This window comes from Kribbella sp. NPDC055071 (assembly GCF_053608045.1).
Genome location: NZ_JBSGUS010000002.1, coordinates 615,276 through 636,953 on the forward strand (window position 1 = coordinate 615,276; position 21,678 = coordinate 636,953).

Sequence of the window (21,678 nt, forward strand, 5' to 3'; positions counted from 1 at the left end):
TCCGTCGACAGTGGCAGTTGATTTGCCCAGATCGGCCTCGACCGCGATGAGTGAAAATGTGGGATCACGCCAATGCGTTCATCCTGATGATGAACGACGTGGTGCGGGACTGCGACGCGTTCTTGGTATGCAGGGTCATGATGGATAGGTGGAGGAAGCTCGCGACCTGCTGGAGACGCAACGACGACAAGCGCTCCGACGGCTGGCCAGCCTGACGGGCGACTTTGACGAGGTGGTCGCAGCCGCACGAGACTCCAATGCCGACGACGAACACGACCCCGAGGGCGCGACGATCGCCTTCGAGAGATCCCAGGTCTCGTCGCTTGTGCAACAGATCCAGAAGCAGTTGGCGGAGATCGACGCAGCATTCGACCGACTATCAGCTGGCACCTACGGCACGTGCGAACACTGCGCCCAACCCATCCCCCCAGCCCGCCTACAAGCCAGACCCACAGCCCGCACCTGCATCACCTGCGCCCAGCTCAGGACCACGTGAACAGCACCTTGAGGGCGACCTCGACCTTCGTGTCCCCGGGATGATGTGGGTTTCGGACTTCTCCTGCTGCCGGAAGGCCAACGCGTGAGCCTTCGTCGACGCCGTCGCTGGTTGCGGCTCGGGCCAGGGTCGGGCCCAGCGATGGTGCCTGCTTGAAGAGATTGTGACCGGCGACGAAAGGGATCAGGCCCGCCTCCCAGACAGCCGCTCCACGGGAGGTCGGTCAGGGACAAACTCACGCGCGGCTCCGGGTCGAGGGCCGGCAGGGCGCCAGCGCCACGTACTCGCGTGCGCGCTCGTCTAGTGATCGAACTGCTGCCGGGTCGATGAATGTCCCGTCGTTGCGGACGCCGACAGTCTCGCTGAGTCCGACCTCAAAGCGGGAGTTGCGAGGCAACCCCGTCGCGTAAACGCCGAAGTCGCCGCTGCCGTCGAGTGCCTGGCCGACGCCACCCGACAGGTGGGTTTGGCGGGCGTCGTCGGGGAACATGTCGAAGATCCCGAAGGTCGACTCGTCGACCTGCAGAGCGACCCAGGCCCGTGTCCTCTGCTCCTGCTCGACGACGGAGTGCGCGCCGCGGAGAAAGTCCGCGACCTCCTTTCCCTTGTCGGGTTTGGCCTGCACGATCACCGCCAGCGCGGCCTCGATCAGGCTCTCTCACCCGCCCGGATCGGCCGTGCCGCCTGACCGAACAGTTCGACCATCGCGCCACAGAAGGCCGGGAGATCGTCTGGTGAGCGACTGGTGATCAGGTTCCCGTCGTGCGCCACCTGTTCGTCCACGACGTTCGCGCCGGCATTGCGCAGGTCAGTGCGGATGCTTGGGTACGAGGTCAGGGTCCGGCCCGCCGCGACGCCGGCCTCGATCAACGTCCACGGTCCGTGGCAGATCGATGCGACCGGCTTACCGGTGGCCATGAAATCGCGCACGAAGCCGACCGCGACGGGGTCGACTCGCAGCTTGTCGGGGTTCACCGTGCCGCCGGGCAGCAACAAAGCGTCGTAGTCATCGGCAGAGGCCGACTTGACCAGGACATCAACCGGGAACGTCCCGGCCGCCTCCAGGTCGTGATCGCGGGCCTGGATCTCTCCGTCGTGCAGTGACAACAGTTCGGTCGTGGCCCCGGCATCCAGCACCGCTTGTCGTGGTTGTTCCAGCTCCACGCGCTCCACGCCGTCCGCCGCCAGGATCGCAACCCGCTTGCCGTGCAACTCGCCTGCCATGTCTGGCTCCGTTCTGTGAGAGTGCCGGCTTGCCCGCGTGGGCAGGCCGGCTGCTTGCCTTCGGGTCAGAGTGGGGGGCGGTCAGCGGGCCTTTGCTCCGGCTTTGTGTTGGCCGGAGCCGTCCGGGTGCAGCACGACCTTGGTCCAGCCGTCGTCGCGGCTGTCGAAGTGTTCGTAAGCGTCGACCGCCTGCTCCAGGGACAGGTCGTGGGAGACGATCCAGGAAGGTGTGGCCTTGCCTGCGGCGATCAGGTCGCGCAGCCGCCGGTTGTACTTCTTGACCGGGCACTGTCCGCTGCCCAGGGTCTGGCCCTTGAACCAGTGCAGGCCGTAGTCGAAGGCCACCTCACCCTGCTTGGCCAACTTGTCCGGGCCGCCGGGGTCCTGTGGGACGTAGACCCCAACCGAGCCGATGCCGCCGGTGAACCGCACCGACTTGACCAGGTTGTTCAATGTCATGTTCGGGTGCTCGGTGCCCTGAGGGTCATGCGCCTGATAGCCCACGCACTCACACCCTCGGTCGGCCCCCAGGCCCATCGTCTGGTCCATCACGAACTCGACAGGATCGACCTTGGAGTCGTCGATCGCGATGGCACCGATCTCCTCGGCCAGCCGGAGCCGGTCCGGGTGACGGTCGACGACCATCACCTTGCCGGCACCCTTGATCGTGGCCGACAGAGCCGCCATCAACCCGACCGGCCCCGAACCGTAGATCACCACGGAATCCCCAGGCACCACCCCGGCCAGCTCGGTGGCGTGATAGCCGGTGGGGAAGATGTCGGCGACCATCACGTAGTCGTCCTCCTTGTCCACCGAGTCCTCACCCAGCCGCAGACAGTTGTGGTCGCCGTACGGAACCCGCAGCAACTCAGCCTGTCCTCCCTGCCAGGGCCCCATGTCGGCGAATCCGTAGGCGGCGCCGGCCATCTGCGGGTCCGGTTGGGTGGTCAGGCAGTAGTTGGTGAAACCTCGCTCGCAGTTCTTGCAGAACCCGCAGGAGACGTTGAACGGCAAGACGACCCGTTCACCGACCTTGACCTTGTCGACGCCCGCACCGACCTCGACGACCTCGCCGAGATTCTCATGCCCGAACGTGCGGCCGGTCTCGAAGTCGGTGCGTCCCTCGTACATGTGCAGGTCCGACCCGCAAATGTTCGTGGCCGTGATCCGCACCAGCACGTCCGTCGGTCGTTCGATCTCCGCGTCCGGTACGTCCTTCACGCTGATTGTGCGCGGTCCGTCGTACACGACAGCTTTCACGGTAAGCCTCCTGGATCGGTGCTGCGACAAGGGATGTGCGGGCCGAGTAGCCCGGTCGCTCCAATGCGATCTATCGAGGAGCGAGGCGACGCCTACTCACCCTCGCAGTGACCACCGGCCATCGCCAGGACGAGGATTCTTCTGCACATGAGCCGGGGCCTAACGTAGATCTGTCATCTGGGCTAACGTGGCAGGCGATGGAGCTTCGACAGCTCCGGTACTTCGTTGCTGTAGCCGAGGAACGACACTTCGGGCGAGCTGCCCGCAGGCTGCGCATCGCCGCGCCGTCGCTATCCCAACAGGTTCAGGCCCTGGAACGGGACCTGCACGTCACCCTGCTCGAGCGCAGTCCGCGCAGCGTGCACCTCACCCCCGCAGGCCAGATACTGCTCGAACACGCCCGCGTCCTCCTGGCCCGAGCCGAACGCGCCCGCAACGAGGTCCGCTGCGCCAACGGCCGCCACCAGCACTTCACCCTGCACGTCGTCTCAGGCATGGAGCACGTCCTGGACGGACCCCTGCGCAACCTGTCCGGAACAGCCTCCGGCCTGGAGGTCACCACGGCCACCAGCACCGACCACGAGGCGATCCTCGCGGTCCGCGAAGAAACCATCGATGCTGCCATCGTCTGGGTCCGCGCCACGCAGGACCACGACCTCGCCGGGACCATCCTGCAACAGGTCTCCGTCCATCTCGCCCTGCCTGCCGGGCACCGTCTCGGCGACGCGGAAGCAATCCGGGTCGCCGACCTCGCCGCTGAGACGATCGTGATGTTTCCCCGCGACCTCTTCCTCGGTATCTGGGACCACATCATGGGCCACCTACTCCCTGCCGGGCCTTCTCGCCTGGATCAGGTGCTCACACAACCAGACCTCATCAACGCCCCCGAAGCGCTGCTCCGCTCGGTCGCTGCAGGCGACGGGGTGGCACCGGTCGTCCCGCAAATGGCCGAGCACGTCCCGGTCTCCGGGATCGTCGTCCGACCTCTCGTCCCGCCCCTGCTGGCCCCCGTTGAGCTGATTTGGCACAAACCCGCCCACCCGGCACTCGACGACGTCGTTGCTCTCCTCGCACCCCACGCACCACCCCCGGCGGCCTGACCCGACCAGCACGGAACCGACAACCCAACCAACCGAACAGGAACCCAAGTCGGCCCGGCGGCGCTCGAAACGCTGCCATCAACCGATCAGCTGACCGCCGACGGCGGAATCGGCCCGCTGGCGCCGGACGAGATCGGACCGGCCGGCAGAGCGGCATCGCGGAAGCGGGCCTGTGTGACATGACGCACAGTCACGAACCGACGCGGGGCGCCGAGCCCGACAGAGGGGCAATCTGGTGCGTTTCTCGGGCGCGCCGGACATGAAGAAACCCAGGCCACCTAGGTGGCCTGGGCTGTTGTGCGCCGCCAGGGACTCGAACCCCGAACCCGCTGAATTCCAACTGAAGCTGATCATCGTTTCTCAATGATGCTCGGGATCCCTTACAGGTAACGGATTTCGCGGCCGCTCGTTGCGCGTAAGTTCTCATCGGCAACCATCCTCTCGCGCTGATTGAGGTGCGTAAAGAGGTGCGTCGTGGGGTCGGCTGATCGTCGATGACTCGTCGGGCAGTTCTGCGATCGGCGGTCCTCAGCCGGACGGTGCTGAAGTACGGTTCGGCGTGAGTGCCCAGGAGTTACACCGGTGGGTACAGGCGGCAGCCGCCAGAGGCGCGGACGCCGACAGCTTCCGAAAGCTCGCCACGTTCGTGGAACGCTAGCGGCCTCGGACGAATCGGGAGTCGTTCGCGCGCAATCGACGCCTGACGACAACGGGCGCCGGCTGAAGCTGTCGGCAGAGGTCCAGAGCGCCGAGCGCAGTTCGTCTGTGATGACGGATGGGAAGAGTCGATCGATCGAGGCGGGGCACCTAAGGCAAGTCGGCAGTGTCGGTCACCAGCCGGTGACCGTCCCAGGTGAATCTCGCGGTGGTGACGGCGTCGTCGCCGTCGGCGGCGGTGACGAGTTGGTGGATGCCGATACCCGGCAGTTCGCCGTACGTGCACCATTCGTGGTCGGACGTCAGCATCAGGTCCAGGTCGAGGGCGGCGAGGAGCGCGAAGATCTGGCCGCGGTTGGCGGTGTCGACGCCGACGAAGACCTCGTCGAGGAGGATGACCCGGGGCGCGGTGGGAACGGACTGGTAGTGGGCGGCCACGACGGCGAACAGAGGGAGGTGCAGAGCGATCGCCTTCTCGCCACCGGACAGCGCTCCGTGCAGTTTCCTGGTCAGGGGTTGCCAGCCGTCGCCCGTGCCGCGGTCGACCTTGACGACGAAGTGGTGCCAGGCGGTGTAGTCGAAGACCTGGGCGAGTTGTTCGGCCCAGGTGGTTGCGGTGTCGTCGGCCCTGGCTTGCTCGACTCGGTCGCGGAGGAATCGGTGCAGGGACTCCCGGTCGTCTTCGGACAGGTTGGCCGGGTCTTTCAGCAGCAGGTCGCGCGCCGTCTTCGTGCCGGCGGGCAGCTCGGGCGCGACCTGCCAGACCAGTTGTACGGCGACCCTCGAAGCGGTCCGGACCTGCTGGAGCCGGGTGTTCATCTGGTCCACCAGGTCGTTGGCTTGCCGGATCCGGTTCGCGAGGTGGCGACGGGTGTCGCCGGTGAGGGTCCGGTCGAATAGTTCTCGTTCCTGGTTCGTGATCTCAAGGCGGCTCTGATCGGCGTCGCGGCGCAGAATCTGGAGGAGTTCGGCCGCGCCGACGCGCAGCCCGTCGACGATCGCGGTGAAGACCTGGATGTCGTCGTCCGTCTCGAGATCGAGGTCGGCTCGGGATCGCAACGACTCGCGGCACTCGTGCACGCTCTCCGAGAGTCGCCGGACCGCGTCGGCAAGATGGCTCGGTGCGTGCGGGATGTTCGGCCAGGCTGCCGCCACCAGACGGGCCGCATCCAGGCTCGCGCGGACGCCGTCCGACGCTGCGAGACCTTCGACGAAGTCGGGAAGGTTCGGGAGCTTGCTGTCAGCAGGGAACGTGCCGATGGCGAGCTTTCGGAAGTCGGCGGCAGCCGCGTCTCTCGCGGCAGCGGCCTGCTCGTGGGCCGCCGTCGCCGTCTCGACACGGGTGCTCAACTCTCCGATCGTCCGTGCGAGTTGGGTCCGGAGATTGCGGGTATCGTCCTGAGCGCGGCCGAGCTCCTCGAGCGTCGTGCGCAGTCGACTGATCTCGTCGAGAAGCTCTCGGTAGTCCTGTCCGACGCTCGCTTCGATGGTTTCCAGCCGTACGGCGAGTTCCTCGTGAGTTGCCGCGTTCTCGGCGGCCTCGCCGGCGCGTTCACCGGCCTCGGCCGCGGACCGTCCCGCCCGTGTCCGCAGTTCGTCGGCTTGTCGGCGGGTCGAGTTCAGCTCGGCCTGGCCGTCCAGCCAGCTCTCGGCGAGATCGGAGAAGGACCGCAACGCATTCCTGACCTCGGCCAACGCCGATCGCTGCGTCGGCAACCGGGCTTCTGCGGCCAGCTGCGTCAGTGAACGTAGAGCGGCAGCTACCTGGGACTCTCGCTGTTCGACGGTCTTCATCCGGCCGTGAACGATTCCGTCGGCGGAGTTCGTCTCGGCCTGCCGCTGGGCCAACAGCCGGGTTGCGTCGTCGAGCATCTCACGGGACGGGACAGACGCGAGCTCGGCGCCAAGGACGTCCAGACGACGCTGCAGAGCGCGCAGGTCGGCTGTGCGGGAGTCGCTGTCCGCTGCGATGGCTGCCAGTTCGGCGCGGATCTCGGTCGCGCGCTGCTCACGTGCCTGTTGCCGCGCCGCTGCGCCGATGTGCGCCGCGGCCTCCTTCTCCCAGCTCCCGGTCAGTGCGCCCATCCGCCAGGTGCCGTCGAGGCCGATCGCCACGAGCCCGTCGGCGGGCAGTTCGTTGGCAACGGCAACGACTGCGAGCAGACCTCGTACAGCGTCCTCGTCCACAACGCCGTCGCGCTCGGGCGTGAGTACGTCGGCCAGCGACGGACCGGCCACCGGCTCGAGCCCGGCCGGATCGGCGTATGTGTCGTGCTGGCCGACGGGACGAAGCCAGGACTCGTGACCGTCAGCCGCGTGGTGAATCCGGGCGTGGCCGGACGGAGTGATCCAGGCGTCGAGGAGCCCCGAAGCCTGCAGCGCGGCCTCTAGCCGGGGACGTATGTCTGTGGGAACGGACGCGGCGAAGTCGACGAGCCGCCACAGCGGAGCGCCTTGCGCCGTCGTGCGATCCGCCGTTCGGTGCGGCGGGGCCGCGGGTGGGAGCTCTCCGACGTCGAGTTCCACCAGCTCTTCCTGCAGCGCGGCTCGAGTGCTGTTGAGTGCATCGAGCGCGGCCTGGGCTGTGGTCCGTTTCGCGGCGACATCCGAGGTGACGACCGTCGCCGCGGCCGCGATCACGTCGTGCAGCCCCGACTCCGACTCGGCCTGTTCCTCGAGCACCTCCGGACTCGTGAACACCAGTTCCCGGCAGTCGTGTGCCCAGGTGGCCAGCCTCGACACCAGACCGGCAAGAGCCAGGTCACGTTCGTCGTCTGCCGCGGCCAAGTCCTGCCGAGCCTGGTCCAGTTCGCCGCGCGCGAGGTCGAGTTCCGCTTCCGCCTCCTGACGGCGTACGACCGCACGCTCGTGCGCGTCGACAGCGTCACCGAGCTGCTGGATCTCGGTGTCTCGGCTGCGAACAGTGGCCCGCAACAGACGTTTGGCCTGTGGGACGTCGACCATCGGCTCCGGCAGGAGCTCGTCGGTCAGCATGAGCAGGTCGACCCTCGTGGCGGCTTGCCGGACTTCGTCGCCCTGCCGCCGTACGCCGGACTCCGCGCGCTGCACGCCCTGCGTCGCGGTTGCAAGAGCTTGTTCGTCCGCCGCGGCCTGTTCGGCGGCACGGGTTGCCAGACCGGCTGTCCGTTCGGCGTCGTTCCGGGCGCGCTGTGTCTGTTGCCGCAGGTCGTCCAGCTGCCGACCGGCCCGGTACGTGTCGGAATCGGTCAACCCGTCCCGGCGAGCCGTCGTACGGCGAATCTCGCCTCGCAGTTCGTCCTGTCGCCGCTCGAGCTCGGCCTCCCGGGCGATCGCCGTCTCGTACTCGTCTGCGGTCTCCTTGGCCTGCTCGCTCAGTCTGTCCAGCTCGGTGGTCGCGCTGATCAGCTTCCCGGCGCTCGCTCGCAGGACGCGCTGGGCATAGGTACCTTGTCGACGAGCCAGATCGCCGGCCGCGTCAACCTCGGCGTCGAGAGAGCGCAGCCGCTCTCGCTGTGCGTCGAGCCGCTCGAACCCTTCGGCGAGGTCGGCGATCTCTTGCTGGTCGAGCGGCGGCAGCGCCCGGGACAGCAGAGTAGACAGCAGCGCCGGGTCGAGTCGCTGGGAGAGTTTCGGCGTACGGAGTTGGAGCAGCGCCATGATGAGGGCGTCGTACCGCTGCTCACTCAGGCCGGGGAACAAGGTCGTACGGATCGTCGAACGGTACGCGGTGGCGCTGTCGTGCACGGTGCCGCGCTCGCCGAGCCGCGCGGTCAAGGCACTGCTCGTCAGCGGCATCCCGAGATCGTTGACCAGGGAGAGACCGCCGGGCTCGATCCGCAGATCCGTGGTGAAGTAGTCGGGATGGACTGTGGTCGTGTGCGACCCGGCCTGCAGCCGCGCGCCGCAGGTGAACCAGCCGGACGGACCGGCGAACTCGAGCCACACATAGCCGACCCGCGTCGTGCCCGACGCGCCTTCGCCCATGAGGTTCCAGTGCATGGTGCGCTCGCCGGTGCCGAAGGTCGACAGGCGACTTGCCCGGAGGCTGGCGTCGAAGAGGAACGGCAGTAGCAGTTCGAGCGCCTTGGACTTACCGCTCCCGTTCGGTCCGCGGAGCAGCAGCCGTCCGTCGTGGAAGGTGAAGACCTCGTCGTAGTACCGCCATACGTTGAGGATGCCGGCGCGACTGGGCATCCAGCGGTCCTCCGGAGCTGCCGGCGCGTGCGGTGGGTGCTCAAGTCGTGTAACTGTCACGGATTCGTCTCCTGACCGGATGTGCGCAGTGCTTGTACGGCGTACCGCCCGGCAGCAGGCAGCGGCCTGACGACACCCCTGGAGATCTGCGCGAGGCCGAACATGGTCAGCTCCGCGAGCGAGTCGTCGACCAACCTGGCCGGTCCGTCCGCGTCGCGGTAGGCCTTCGCCCAGGACGGGTGATCGCTCAGCAAGCGGCTCGTGGTCAGGTGAAGCTGCTCGACGGTGGCCGGTCCGGTGAGTGTGTCGAGGAGCAGGAGCGCGGTGATCTTCGCCGTACTGACGTCGTCAGGAAAGCGGCTGTCCGTCGCGAGGCCGTCGGGATCGACGAACAGCACGCCTTCGGCCCGTTCCTCCAAGACGAACCCGCCCTGCTCGGCGGCGCGCCGCAGCAGCTGCCGCCCGGTAGGTGAGGTCACGTAGGCGTGTTCGGCGGGGGACATGTCCGCGAAGTACACCACCGGATCGTCCACCAGCCGCCGGAAGATCGAGTGGCGGAGCCACAGGTTCTGCTGAGTGGGCGAGATCTCTGACTCGCCGGCGAGCGGATCGGCAGCGAGGCCATAGCGGCGCTCACGCGTGATGGTGACGAGGAGCTCCTCGAAGCGATGCGGCACTTCTTCGATCGGTACGGCGAGAGTGGACGGCCCGACTGGTGTGGCGAGCAGGCGGATCAGCAGCGTGGTGTTGACCTGATAGAGGACCTTCGCGTCCTCGCTGTCGATGTAGGCGTCACTGCTGCCATCGACGACGGCAACGGCGCTGTAGCTCTCGAGCAGCCGCAGTACGTCGACGAAGGCTCGCCGTTCGGTCTTGCTGGCGGTGTCCAGTGTCGGGATGACCTCGTCGACGGCGGTTGCCTGGCGGACGCGTTCGGCCAGCTGGCCGATGGTCGTCACGGGGACGGTCAGCAGCTCGGCGATGACGACACACAGCACGGCGTACCGGCGCCGGTCGAACGGTGCCCGGCCGGATCGGCGGCGCCGCACAGGCCGGCTAGGATCCGTCGACGGCTGAACTTTGACCAGCCGTGCGTAGCCCAGGCGGGGCTCGAGTCTGAGGACCCACCCGCAGTAGTAGTCGAACCATTGGCGGATCGGCTCCTGCCGACGGCGGATGAGGTCGAAGAGCTCGGGTGCGGTCTGCTGGGTGACGAGCGGGACACCGAGTACGGCGCGGATACCGCGGGACATCTCGTCACGCTCGGCTAGTGCGAGTTGATTGGCGAGTTGGCTCATCCGGAGTCTCCCGACTCCCCGACCGCCCGGTTCCGAACTGCCCGGATTTCGATAACGTAGTCGGGGCCGTTGAAGTCGCCCCGAGGGGTACGGATGGTGGCGATGGCGTCGTCCGACGGAAGCCACAGCACAATCTCTGCCCTGCCGTCCGAGGTCGTCGCCCGTCGATGTCCAGAGCGTCCTGGGACGCTGTCCAACGCCCGTCCGAGCAGCTCGCGGAGTCGCTCGAAGAGCTGGTCGTCGAGCTTGGCCATCAGCGACAACCGAATCGGGCCGCCGGTGTCGAGGAACTCCCAGGCGGCCTCCAGTTCCGCCCGCTCCGCCGCGGCGCGCTCAGCGCGGGCGGCCTTCAACGCCGCGACGTCGCGGACGCGTCCGGTCCGGCTGAACTTCTGGACCTGACCGGACGACCGCAGCAGCGGTGAGACCGGCACCGGCGGCGCATCCCTCCAGGACACCGACGACGCGATGAGCTCCGGATCGTCGACGGCCAGGTGTGCGTGTCGCGCCGGGGCGAGGCCGAACGCTGTCCCCCAGAGCCGGTGCAGATCCTCTTGCGCCGGGACAACGGTGAACCAGCGCGCGAGCTCCCGGAAGTCGGCCACGGCGCTGCTGGCGCGGCGTCTGGTCTCAGTGATCCGGTCCAGCACCTGTAGCAGTGTGACGATCGCCTTGCGTCCGACGGTGTGCAGCTGCTCGACCCGTGGCGGCGCCGTCTCCGACCCCACGAACCAGGCGAGCAGGCCCTCCCATCGGGCCTGCCGGCGTTCGAGCCAGGCCGGACCGGGATCGACACCGCTGAACCGCGGCAGCTCGGCGCCGATCAGCGCCCGGCGCTGCATCCAGGCGACCCCTCGATCGAGAACCGCCTCGATCCGGGTCCGGATGAGGTGCGCGCGGTGATCGAGATTGGTCAGGAACTCCTCCAAGTAGGCAACCGTCGACACCTTGACGTCGTGGAACGTCGCGATGTCCACGCCTTCCACCCGTAGCAACCTCTGCAGCTCGCCGTTGAACTGCTTGGTGTTCGTGCGCAAGGCCTCCAGATGCGATTCGAGCTCCATCAAGGCGGTGAAGACACGCCGATCGGAGACTCCGTCGAGCTCCACCACGAGGTCGGCCAGCCGGTCGCCGATGGCGTCGAGGACCGCGGTCTGCAAGGCGCCGGTTGAGGCCAGCACGCTCATAGCGTGTGTGACGCCCGCGAACGCGGCCTCGCCACGCCTGCTGAGCGAGTAGCGGACGTTGTTGCGCTCGTACTCTAGAGCAGTCCGGTAGTTTTCCGTGTGGTCCTGGATGAAGTCGACCAGTTGCCACGCGCGCAGCTGCTCGAGAGCACTGCGCAGCGTGTCGTCGGACGCGGCCGGAACCCAGCCGAACGTTCGCAACCCGGCGGTCAGGTCGTCGATGCCGAGGGTCGTGTCGAGCCGTTCGTTCGCCTCGGTGAAGGCGTGCAGGATGGCGACGTACAGCTCCGCGCGATCTCCCCAGGTGAACCGGAACAGCTCGGGCGGTATCCGGATCGAGTCCACACCGCCTCCCCTCTGGACCTGCCGAACACGCGCGAATCAGGCTAGGGCAGACTGCCGACAGTTTGTACAGCGAGCGTGTCGAGAAGCGCTTCGGCCACTCGTTCCTCCGGCACGGAAGTTCCACGCCGGATCAGTTCGGCACCGAGGTCCGCGTCCCACGGGACCGGTGTCACGCGTCCGACCGGAGGTCCCGCCCCGCCCGCCGCATGGATGTAGTCGGCGGTGGTCAAGAGCCAAGGGGTCGCGCCGATCCGCGCCACCACGGAGGCCGCGATGCGCAGGCCCTCGCCGTCGAAGTCACCGTGGTAATAGACCACCGTTCCTGCGTCGCGCAGTTGCTCCAGGAATAGGATCCCGGCGGAGCTGGGCCAGCCGGACGTACAGATCAGTGGCGGACATGTACGCCCGAAGCGCTCGACTGCCAGGGCGAGGATGCTCGGGTTCTCGAAGACCCAGACCGCCTCCGTTACGCCGGTACGCAGCCGGCTGCGCCGCAGTTGGCGCAGCGTCAGCGAGGCCGCATCGCCGGCGTCAGCGCACGCCCGCAGTACTGTCGCCACCAGGCTGGCGCCCGCTGGACGGAATCCGGCGACGAGCACGGTGGACGACAGTTCGTCGTCAGACACGCCGGCTTGTGCCCACAGCGTTCTACGCGTGATCGCATCGGTCGGCAGTGGTACGTCGAAGATCGAAGCCATGGCCTTGAGAACCAGAGTGGCGCGTCGCGTGCCTTCGTCCAAGGCATGCGGATCGCCCAGCACCGCGTCGGCGAAGACGGGCAGTGGAGCGCCGGTCGCGGGGAGTTCGCGAATGACCTTGAGCACCTTCGCCAGTTCAGAGCGGGTCTTGTCGACCGAGCTGAAGACGCCGGTATTCTCCACCGCGGTGACCCAGGGCTGCAGAGCCGGCTGGGCCTGGACGACGGGATGGGCACGCAGCCAGCTCCAGAGTTGGGCCTTCACGGCCTTGTCGTGGCGGATATCCTCGGCTCGATTTCCCAGCGGTCCGAGGAGATCCGTGACGACACTGTGGATGCTCCCGCCAACCGCCCGCTCCAGTGTGTTCAGCGAGACGGTCGCATACGAGCCCGGGAGACGGTCGAGCCCCAGCAGATCAGCGAGCGCCTCCCGCTCGGCATCACTCAGTGGCCCGACCCGCACACGACACACCGTCAGCCCGCTCGACAGTCGTCTATGCACCTCCTGCCACACCGGCAACAGCCTCGACGAGTACGAGCCACGAGTACTCACACGCCTAAACTTACCGTCCCGCCTCCTCTAGACGTTCCGAGACGGAGCGGCGCTGGTCGGATCCCGCCGCCGCGGGTGACGGCGGCCTACCTCAGCAGCGCCGTCGTCATCGCTACCTCGGAGAGGCGTCGAGGGTGATCGCGGCGCGGAACGAGTCTGCCCATTGAATGCTGTCGTGGGTCAGGACCTGGCGGCGCAGTGCGCGCATTCGGCGGTGCTTTTCTGCCGGATCCACGCTGATCGCGTCGAGGATCGCGGTCTTGACGTTCTCGATGCTGTAGGGATTCGCGAGAAACGCCGAAGTCAGTTCCGGTGCGGCGCCGGAGAATTCGGACAGTACGACGGCGCCGTCCAGGTTGTGGTGGGTCGCGATGTACTCCTTGGCCACCGAAGTCATTCCATCCCGGGTCGGCGTGGCGATGAGCACGTCGGTGGCGAGATAGATCGCTGTCAGTTCCGCTGGGCGCATCGACCGTTGCAAGTAGTGGACGACCGGACGCCCGAGCGGCGCGAAGAGCGAGTTGATGCGAGCGATCGAGTCCTCGATGCCTCCGCCCAGGTTCAGGTACGTGGACGCGCCGTCCTTGGCGACGAAGTCGACGAGTAAGACGACGACGAGATTCGCGGCGTCCACTTGTCCGTCGGCGAGCAGTTCGTACAGCGCTTGCAACTGTCGATTCATACCCAAGGTCGAGTCGAGATCACGCATCCCGTCGACGTGGCCGAGGCGTTGCACGCTGAGCAGCACCGTACGCGGGTGTCCGAGGTCCGCACGGATCTGACGGGCGCGTTGGATCGCTTCTGGTGCTCTGGCGGCCGCCTCGATGCCGACCGCGTCGACGGACCCGGGAAACGCGCCCACCGTGATCTGCCGATCCTCCATCTGGAGCGTGCTCGCCTCCGGCCGGTGGCCGGTCAGGCTGGCGGCCGCTGACAGGAAATTCGTCGCGCTCCTCGCATTGTGGAACCCGATGGCGTCGGCGCCGAGCAATCCCCGCACGATCTCCGTCCGGGACGGTAACTGCATGAACGGCTCGAGCGGTGGAAACGGGATGTCCAGAAAGAACCCGATCCGGAGATCGGGCCGCAGTCTCCGAAGCATGGCGGGCACCAGTTGCAGTTGGTAGTCGTGGACCCAGACCGAGGCGTTCTCGGCCGTCACCCCTGCCGTTGCCTCGGCGAAACGGCGGTTGACCACGACGTACGCCTCCCACCACGAGCGGTCTTCCGCCGGACGGTGGGTCGCATCGTGATACAGCGGCCAAACGGTGGCGTTCGCGTAGCCGGTGAGGCTGTCATGGATCTCGTCCTTCGCGACCGGCACAGGCACGACGGTCAGTCCGGTGTCGTCGAACGGCTCTGGCTTCTCGTCCGCCAGACCAGGCCAGCCGACCCAGGCTTGCTGTTCGGCTCGCTGGGATCCCGGTTGTTGTCTGCGGAGCGCAGCGCGGAGACCGCTCGGCCGTGGGATCCACTGCGGCGGCGCGTCAGTGGGCTTGTCGAGATCGAACGGCAACTGCGCAGTGACGACGACGAACTCGGCGGCGACCGGTGCGAGATCGGCCCCGGCGCGTGGGAGGCCGCGTGTGCGGGTCGATATGGAGCGGTGCTGATTGCGTGAAAGCGCCAGTTGCCCCGCGGTACCCGTGCCGCGACGTTGAGGGCGGGGGAGGCCGCGAGCGGACAACGTACGTGCGAGGTGAGTGTAGATCTCGTCGAGCGTGATGAAGGCAGCGTCGTTCGGGAGACCGCTTCCGAGCAGGTTCAGCAGTTCACCGGTGAACGCCGTATGGCGAGCGTCCTTGGGAGCGTGTGATGTCTGGGTCGCCGCAGAAGAGGTCAGAGTGTAGGTGCCCTCGATGTCGACCTGCCCGGACACCAGCGAGTGTGGGTCGCTCATGGCCTCGATGGCGCGACCGGAGAAGCAGCAGTCGAGAATCAGCACCCGATTGGTTGCTGGGCTGTCGAGGAACGCGTGACGGATGAACTCGAAGGGCATCGCCGTGTAGTTGACGTGCCCTGGCTCGGTCGTGGAGAGACCGAGGTACAGCGCTCCGTGTCGGTCGACGAGGCCGTGTCCCGCGTAGTACACGAGGAATGTGTCGGTGGCAGCGTGCGCCTCGTCACCCAGGAGCACGCCGACGGCGCTGGAGCGGTGCGGGTTGTGGACGGTCTGGAGTTGCTGGAACGACCCGTTGTGCTCGTCGCCCAACTGCCGTTCGAGGTCGGTGATGTTCGCGTGAACGCCGGGTAGATCGTCGAGTCCGGAGTCCTCGTACCGCCCGGTGCCGATCAGCACGGCGCGCGAGGCAGCCGGGTCAGGGAGTCGCATCAGCTGTCACTTGCCCCCAGGACCCCACGGATCGTCGCCTCGGCGTCCTTGACCCTATGGGCGGTCACCTTGACCGTACGCTGATGAGCAGATTCGACGATCTCCACCGTCACGTCCGATCGGCGGGTCCGCAACCAGGTGGCGATCGCGCCGGCCAGGACCGTTGCGGCGCCACCGCTGCCGGCGGCGACGACGAGCAGGTCGATCACCGCTCCCATGTCCTCTGGGCTCCGGTGCGACGTCTCCATGGTGACGCGTCCGCGGAAGGCGTCGTCCGTGGCCAGCCAGTCCCGGAGGGAACGCAACTCGTCCTCGGAGTCCTGTCCGGACACCCGAACCGTCACGTTCATCGCGGAACCTCCCCAGTCCTGATCTCGGCGCCGGCCAATCGTAGGGCCTATCCGGTGACCGAAGCCACCGGAGCTCTAGCGGAGCGTCGTTAAGGTTTCTGCTGATGCGGCGAGGCACATGTATGCAGGCGTGCCCTGCTCGACTTCAGGTGACGTGTCGGTGTGTTCGGTGAGTGACTCCGGAGATGCAACCGCAATCCGCTCCCCGGTACAGCCTCAACCGGGTCGCCCAGGACGGTGCTCGCGATTGAGCCATAGGCTGCGGAGTCACCGCCAGAACTGCGATTCCGATCTGCCGACGTCGAAGACGTCCAAGCAGGCCCGTGTGCGGATGAACGAGAAGGCGTCCTGCACGGATAACAGTCGGCCCAGATCGCGGTGTTCGATGCTGCCGACTGGGGAGAGAGCAGTTCGACAACGTTGTCGTCGCGACAACATGCTGTGGTTGCGGAAAATCTGACGCAAGTGCGGTTGCGGGCTCCGTAACGCTCTGTGTCGACTGTGCGATGGAGCGGGTGGTGGGGAAAAAGCCGCACCTCAGCCCGTGGATCGCGGAACAGTCGTAGGGCTGAGTGCGGCGCTACGTGCGACTGAAGCATCAGATGCGAGCAATTGCGTCCTTTCCCGCCTTGGTTCGGCAGTTTGTCGCTGCCGTTTCGTCGAGGGCTTGGGGGACAGATGGTTGGCTACCGAAGTTTCTTCGAGGTCGGTGACGTCGAGGATTTTGAGCACGAGATCGATAGGCAGCTGCATAGTTGGCTGCTGAGCAAGAGCCTCCGCCTCGAGGCGCTGCCGACCGGACGCCAGATTGTTGCTGAGGGCACCTTTTTGGACGTGGTTCTCGACGCGTCGCCCGATGGTTCGAGGCGGCGGCGAATCCGGCTGAGCGAGCCGTCCGGATGGACGACGCAGCTCACAACAGAAGTAGGACCGCATCAGCCGTCGTCGGTTTGGCTCGAGATCGATGCCGCCGAGCCGGGCAGCTGGACTGCGACTCCAGGTCTCGTCAGGCGGCTGGTGGACGCGTTTGATGCAACGGACGGCCTGGGGATGCTGCGCGGTCAACCGGTAATCGTTCGCGAGGACGACGTCGACGACCTTCTCGACGTCGTATGCGATCCGGACCGCCGAGGGTTCGTGTTCGTCGCGGGTAGTTCGGATCTATTGCCGTGGCAGGCGTGGACGCAGCAGGTAGGCGCGGTGCTTGCAGAGACAGTTGGCCTGGCCGGCGCGTATCTGATGGATCCGCACGCTACCGTCGCCTTCGCGGATCGAGTCGGGCATTCGCATGCGGTTCCAGCAGGCGGTATTCGGACGTTCCTGCCGGAAGCCGATCCGGCTGTCCGCGTTGACGGGCGAAGGCATCGCATCCTCGGGCCTGCGCGGATTGCCGCCGAACCTGACTGGAAGCTCAGGCGCATGCTGGGCTGGGCGAGTCGGGAGCAGCTTCTGGGCCAACAATTGCCGCCCAGGTTCAGCCGAGTCGACCGGAGTCTTCAGAGAATCGAGACGGAGACGCTGGTCGAGCAGCTCTCCGCTGTGCAGCAAGAGATCTTCCTATCCGACGGTCCTTCTGAGGAGACCTCCGCCAGCGAGGTCAGCTCAGACCCCGAAGATGTCCTCACGATAGAGCCGGCTGGAGTCGCCGAGCCGAGGCCGCACGCTGCGTTGGACGTCGCAGTTGTCGATGCTCTTCAGGACCTGACACGCGAGCTGCTGGGCAGCGCCGACCTTGGGATCGAATCGATTGCCGCGGTTGCGCGACTTGCAGAGCATGGGCATGCGACACGCGAGAGTGTTGGCGAGCTACGTACCAGGCTCCTGTCCGACCTCGAGCAGATCGCCAGGCTTGAGGACACGCAGGCGCGTCTGCAATCGGAGCTCGAAGATGTGCAGTTGTCCTGGGCAGAAGAACTCGAGGCGACTGGTCGGCTACAGGACCAGGTCCGGCACCTCCAGCGCGAGCTCATGGAGGCCGGGTTGGGCGACGACGCGTGGTCCGAGCTGCCGCTCGAGGATCGCACCAACCCACCGGAGAACTTCACCGAGCTCTTCGAGCGGCAAGACGAACTGAAGTACCTGGTCCTGACAGCGGATCAACGCGTTGCGGAGGAGTTGAATGGCCACGACTTGCTCGGCAACAGTGCCTCCAAGGCGTGGACCGCCCTACTCGCCTTGAACGATTACGCGCGGGCTCGCGAGTCGAAAGCGTTCAACCAGGGGTTCCACGCGTACCTGAAGGATGTTCCGGCCGGCTATCGCAGCTATTCGGCTCATGGCCACAGCCCGGTGGAGAGTGACACTGTGAAGAACAACGGCAAGTTTCACGACTGCCGAGTGTTTCCGGTTCCAATCAGCATCGATCCATCCGGCAGCCGGTACATGGATGCCCATCTCAAGCTCGGGGCGAAGAAGTCGATCAGCCCGCGCATCCACTATCTCGATGCTGTCACGATCGACGGCAAGATCTACGTCGGCTACATAGGCCGCCATCTCGCCAGTCCGAAGACTAACTGATCACAGCAGAGGGAACGGGCACTCTGCTCGGCCCCGCAGGTCGTCGAAGCCAAGCATCGCATGCAGGCGTCGCGGCCCGCGGCTACACCCCCAACCGAAGTCGCTTGGGACTTTCGGCTCATCGCTCGGCAGATGTAACAAGGATAGGCGGGCACATCGACTCGGATTCCTGCGCAGTGCTGCTCGCTGATTCAGATGCGTAAGGCTGCGCAGCCCGGTTGGCCAGCCTGCTGATGGACGTGTCGAAACCTCGACCTCGCGGTCCGGGGTTGACGCGTTCGTCAGGTCGACCGGGCGTTCTCTGGATCCCATTCCATGCCGCGAGCCTTGCCGCTGATGAGTGGGTCTGCGAAGGCTGTGATCACGGCGACTGCGTTTGCGAAGCTGATTGGATAGCCGGTTGCAGCGCGGCCTTGACGTCGTAGCCAGGCGGAGTAGGACGGCTGTCGCTGCTGGGGGAGATCGGTGATGCTCGAGCTGAGCGGTCGCAGGGTGATCCGTCGGTACGCTGCGGTGGCTTCGAGGGCGGTGGACACTTCGTCGGCGCGGAGGGTGTTGGCGCGTAGCAGGCGGTAGAGATCGCCGTAGTCACGGTCGCGGGTGTTGAGGTCGCCGAGTTCGATGGCGGTGGAAATCTTCTCGGCGATGACGGTGGCGAGGGGATAGCCGAGAATGGTAAACGTCCCGGCCTCGAGCAGTTGTTGGTACTCGATGAGTTGGGGCTCGGGGGTGATTGGGTCGCCGACACTGACATCGAGTTGAAGCTTGAATTGTGCGCGGGCAATCGAGGCGGTCATCACGAGTCTGAGCCCGTGATAGCGGCCGTCGTCTCGAATCGGCGCGGTTCTCAGGCTTGCGCCGTCGAACGCGACGCCGCTGCGTCGGAGGCAGACCAACATCGATTCGTGCCCGGTACTGGCCACGGGTAATCGCAGGTCAAGGGCCAAAGCACAGCCGGAAGTTCCTGACAACGGTCGTCATCAGCAAGATTTCATGGTTCGGTCCGCGCCGAGAGCGCCGCTCATGCCAGATCGGGGTCGTCGAAGGCGTGTTCGAGGGCTTCGGCGGCGGCTGAGTTGGCGGGTTGGCGGTGTAGGTAGGTGTCTTGGGTGATGGAGATTTGCCTTGGCCTAGTTGGTCGGCGATTTGGCGGGCGGTGTGGCCGGCTTGGTCGAGGGCGGTGGCGGTGGTTTGCGGAGGGCGTGGGTGTGGATCCAGGCGAGTTGGTCGGATTCGGCGGGTTGGGTGGCGTCGGTGAGTTGGGCGAGCAAGGCAGGGGTGTGTTTGTTGTCGGGGTCGATGCCGTAGGTCTTGGCGAGGGCGGAGATGAGGCGGTGGTTGGGTTTGAGGCGGCCGGTTTCGATGAGTTCGAGTCTGGTTTGGGGCCATCCCAGGGTGTGTGCGACTTTGTTTGCGGCTGAGGGGTTTCTGGCGGCGGAGGGCTTGGAGGGTTTGTCCGAGTTCGCGGCGTGCGGTGCTGCCGATGGGGAAGGCGTCCCAGGCGTCCCCGCCCAGGTCACGCCTGGGACGGCTTCAAGCTCTGGGACGGCTCAAGCCGTCCCACCACCCCAAGCCGTCCCAGAGCTGACCTGCGATGCAACGCCTGGGACGGCTGGGACGGCTTGGGGACCAAGGCCTGTTCCGGACCTGTCCACCGATCACACCAACTGCGCCTGACGAGGAGGCATCACTAGTGAGCGAAGGAATCGCAGAACTCAGCCTGACGCACATCGGTGACCACGCGCCCCGCTGGACCGTGCGCGACGTGGCCGACTACCTCCAGATCTCGGTGAAGACGATCTACAAGTGGCGACTGACCGGCGACGGGCCAGTTGGTGTGCGAATCGGCAAACACCTGCGCTACGACCCGGTCGATGTCGTGGCCTGGTTCGAATCCCTAAAGACCGCAGCCTGAGAGGAATCCCGACATGGCACGCAAACCCCTCCCGCTGGGTGGCTGGGGCAAGACCCGGACCTACGTTGATGCGACGAATGAGAAGGGCAAGGCGACGTCCTACCGGTCGGTCGCCTACTACCGCGACTTCGACGGAAAGGTGCGGCAGGTAGAGGCGAACGGCCGAACCAAGACGCTCGCAGAGAACAAGCTGTTGGAAAACCTCAAGAATCGACGCCGCGCTAACGGAGGTTTAGGGCTCGACGCGATGGACCGATTCTCGAAAGCCGCCCAGATGTGGTTCGAGAAGCTCGAAGAGAAGGTGCGGGACGGTAAGAGATCGCCGGGCACCGTAGACACCTACAGGCGCCAGCTCGACAATCACGTTCTCCCAGTGCTGGGGGAGGTGCGCCTCGGGGAGCTGACCACGCCACTGCTCGACAAGGTGATCGGCAAGATCAAGACCGAGGTCGGCCCGCCAACTGCGAAGACCTGCAGGAGTGTCGTTTCCGGAACGCTCGGCTTGGCTGCCCGGTATGGCGCCCTGGACTTCAACCCGATCAGGGATGTGGACACGATCGAGAGCGTATCGAAGCGCAAAGCACGTGCACTCACCGATGAGGAGCGAGACGCCTGGTTTGAGCAGTTGCGCGCTGATCGGGGCGCGGTTGCAGCTGACCTGCCGGACCTGTCGACGTTCATGCTCGCGACCGGCGTACGGATCGGTGAGGCGCTGGGAGTGCACGGGGACCAGGTCAACCTCGGTGCGTGCGAGGTGGAGATCACGCACCAGATCATCCGTGTGAAGGGTGAAGGTCTGCTGCGCATCAAGACCAAGTCGCGCGCGGGGGAGCGGGTGCTCAAAGTGCCGGCATGGGGACTGGTGATGCTCCGTCGCCGACTGATGGACGGCGGCCGGTTGGATCAGCCGATCTTCGCGAACCGTGATGGTGACTACCGCGACCCGACGAACGTACGGCGGGACCTGCGGGAGGCGCGATCGCCGATCGGCAGCGAGACACGCCGCGAGCTCGGGAAGCGGCTGCGGAGCGCCCGGCGCGATGCCGGGCTGTCCCAGACCGACACGGCAGCCAAGCTTGGCTTGCCACAGTCGCGGGTTAGTCTGGTTGAGACGGCTCGTGTACGTCTGAGGTGGTTGAAGCACAGGAGCTGCTCGACCTCTACCGAGTGCGCGGCAGCGACCGTGTCGACCTGTTGGAGCTCGCGACCGAGGCCGCTGAAGGGAGCCAGGCTGACGCCCTCGCCTGGATCACGTCGCACTCGTTCCGGAAGACAACGGCGACCATCCTGGACGACGCCGGGCAGAGCGCTCGCCAGATCGCGGACCAGCTCGGGCATGCCCGACCGTCGCTGACCCAAGACGTCTACATGGCGCGGCGGGCGAAGAACCCGGAAGCGGCGGCCGCGCTGGAGACAGCTCTCAACCGGTCACCCGACGTTACCGATCGGCTCGCGCATCGTGACCCCGCTGACGCGACAGGAACCGACGGGTGAGAGTGCGGTAGGACACAAAGCCATGGGATAAACCATGGGCTCCACATAAGCGAAAGCCCTGGTCAGCTTCGTGACCA

Annotated in this window: 16 protein-coding genes; 6 read left to right on the top strand and 10 right to left on the bottom strand. The window is 66.3% G+C overall.

Translation table 11 applies throughout. The features are described 5' to 3' along the window. Positions 1 to 148 precede the first annotated feature (148 nt). On the top strand, positions 149 to 496 hold the full coding sequence (locus ACWF4Z_RS06295; protein WP_452241876.1) for a TraR/DksA family transcriptional regulator: 348 nt from the start codon (positions 149 to 151) through the stop codon (positions 494 to 496). 235 nt (positions 497 to 731) lie between these two features. Here the strand turns inward: ACWF4Z_RS06295 and ACWF4Z_RS06300 are convergent, their stop codons facing one another. The 3 genes from ACWF4Z_RS06300 to ACWF4Z_RS06310 all read right to left on the bottom strand — a co-directional run bounded on the left by ACWF4Z_RS06300 (position 732) and on the right by ACWF4Z_RS06310 (position 2,980). Further along, a complete protein-coding gene (locus ACWF4Z_RS06300; RefSeq protein ID WP_452241877.1) occupies positions 732 to 1,121 on the bottom strand; it encodes a hypothetical protein in 390 nt (129 codons plus the stop codon). 23 nt (positions 1,122 to 1,144) lie between these two features. Further along, positions 1,145 to 1,720 carry a type 1 glutamine amidotransferase domain-containing protein gene (locus ACWF4Z_RS06305; protein ID WP_452241878.1) on the bottom strand — a complete coding sequence of 192 codons (576 nt, stop codon included), beginning with the start codon at positions 1,718 to 1,720 and terminating at the stop codon, positions 1,145 to 1,147. Positions 1,721 to 1,801: 81 nt separating this feature from the next. Next, positions 1,802 to 2,980 (bottom strand): glutathione-independent formaldehyde dehydrogenase, encoded by a 1,179-nt coding sequence (locus ACWF4Z_RS06310; RefSeq protein ID WP_452241879.1) that lies wholly within the window; start codon positions 2,978 to 2,980, stop codon positions 1,802 to 1,804. Positions 2,981 to 3,177: 197 nt separating this feature from the next. Here ACWF4Z_RS06310 and ACWF4Z_RS06315 point away from each other — a divergent pair, with 197 nt between their 5' ends. Further along, positions 3,178 to 4,080, top strand: coding sequence for a LysR family transcriptional regulator (locus tag ACWF4Z_RS06315; RefSeq protein WP_452241880.1), 903 nt, complete (start codon positions 3,178 to 3,180; stop codon positions 4,078 to 4,080). An 807-nt stretch (positions 4,081 to 4,887) separates the two neighbouring features. Here ACWF4Z_RS06315 and ACWF4Z_RS06320 read toward each other — a convergent pair. The 6 genes from ACWF4Z_RS06320 to ACWF4Z_RS06345 all read right to left on the bottom strand — a co-directional run bounded on the left by ACWF4Z_RS06320 (position 4,888) and on the right by ACWF4Z_RS06345 (position 15,675). After that, positions 4,888 to 8,913 (bottom strand): TIGR02680 family protein, encoded by a 4,026-nt coding sequence (locus tag ACWF4Z_RS06320; RefSeq protein WP_452241881.1) that lies wholly within the window; start codon positions 8,911 to 8,913, stop codon positions 4,888 to 4,890. Positions 8,914 to 8,969: 56 nt separating this feature from the next. Further along, positions 8,970 to 10,211 carry a TIGR02678 family protein gene (locus ACWF4Z_RS06325; RefSeq protein ID WP_452241882.1) on the bottom strand — a complete coding sequence of 414 codons (1,242 nt, stop codon included), beginning with the start codon at positions 10,209 to 10,211 and terminating at the stop codon, positions 8,970 to 8,972. Next, a complete protein-coding gene (locus tag ACWF4Z_RS06330; protein ID WP_452241883.1) occupies positions 10,208 to 11,743 on the bottom strand; it encodes a TIGR02677 family protein in 1,536 nt (511 codons plus the stop codon). The genes ACWF4Z_RS06325 and ACWF4Z_RS06330 overlap by 4 nt, the downstream gene beginning before the upstream one ends. Positions 11,744 to 11,784: 41 nt before the next feature. Then, complete coding sequence (locus ACWF4Z_RS06335) at positions 11,785 to 12,993, bottom strand: TIGR02679 family protein (RefSeq protein ID WP_452241884.1); 1,209 nt, start codon at positions 12,991 to 12,993, stop codon at positions 11,785 to 11,787. 112 nt (positions 12,994 to 13,105) lie between these two features. After that, the gene (locus ACWF4Z_RS06340; protein WP_452241885.1) at positions 13,106 to 15,325 is read right to left on the bottom strand and encodes a caspase, EACC1-associated type; all 2,220 of its coding nucleotides are present in this window, start codon (positions 15,323 to 15,325) and stop codon (positions 13,106 to 13,108) included. After that, entirely contained in the window at positions 15,325 to 15,675 is a 351-nt protein-coding gene (locus ACWF4Z_RS06345; RefSeq protein ID WP_452241886.1) for an effector-associated constant component EACC1, read from the bottom strand. Before ACWF4Z_RS06345 ends, ACWF4Z_RS06340 begins: the two co-directional genes overlap by 1 nt. A 678-nt stretch (positions 15,676 to 16,353) precedes the next feature. Between ACWF4Z_RS06345 and ACWF4Z_RS06350 the strand changes: the two genes are divergently transcribed. Next, the gene (locus tag ACWF4Z_RS06350) at positions 16,354 to 18,192 is read left to right on the top strand and encodes a hypothetical protein (protein ID WP_452241887.1); all 1,839 of its coding nucleotides are present in this window, start codon (positions 16,354 to 16,356) and stop codon (positions 18,190 to 18,192) included. A gap of 281 nt (positions 18,193 to 18,473) precedes the next feature. Here the strand turns inward: ACWF4Z_RS06350 and ACWF4Z_RS06355 are convergent, their stop codons facing one another. Beyond that, on the bottom strand, positions 18,474 to 19,115 hold the full coding sequence (locus ACWF4Z_RS06355) for a nucleotidyl transferase AbiEii/AbiGii toxin family protein (protein ID WP_452241888.1): 642 nt from the start codon (positions 19,113 to 19,115) through the stop codon (positions 18,474 to 18,476). A 770-nt stretch (positions 19,116 to 19,885) separates the two neighbouring features. On the opposite strand from ACWF4Z_RS06355, the gene ACWF4Z_RS06360 reads away from it, so the two are divergent. The 3 genes from ACWF4Z_RS06360 to ACWF4Z_RS06370 are packed head-to-tail and all read left to right on the top strand — an operon-like array spanning position 19,886 to position 21,601. Beyond that, positions 19,886 to 20,107, top strand: coding sequence for a helix-turn-helix domain-containing protein (locus ACWF4Z_RS06360; RefSeq protein ID WP_452241889.1), 222 nt, complete (start codon positions 19,886 to 19,888; stop codon positions 20,105 to 20,107). Between the two features lie 13 nt (positions 20,108 to 20,120). After that, positions 20,121 to 21,461, top strand: a complete 1,341-nt coding sequence (locus ACWF4Z_RS06365) for a phage integrase central domain-containing protein (RefSeq protein WP_452241890.1) — start codon at positions 20,121 to 20,123, stop codon at positions 21,459 to 21,461. Beyond that, on the top strand, positions 21,395 to 21,601 hold the full coding sequence (locus ACWF4Z_RS06370) for a hypothetical protein (protein ID WP_452241946.1): 207 nt from the start codon (positions 21,395 to 21,397) through the stop codon (positions 21,599 to 21,601). Before ACWF4Z_RS06365 ends, ACWF4Z_RS06370 begins: the two co-directional genes overlap by 67 nt. Positions 21,602 to 21,678: the final 77 nt, after the last annotated feature.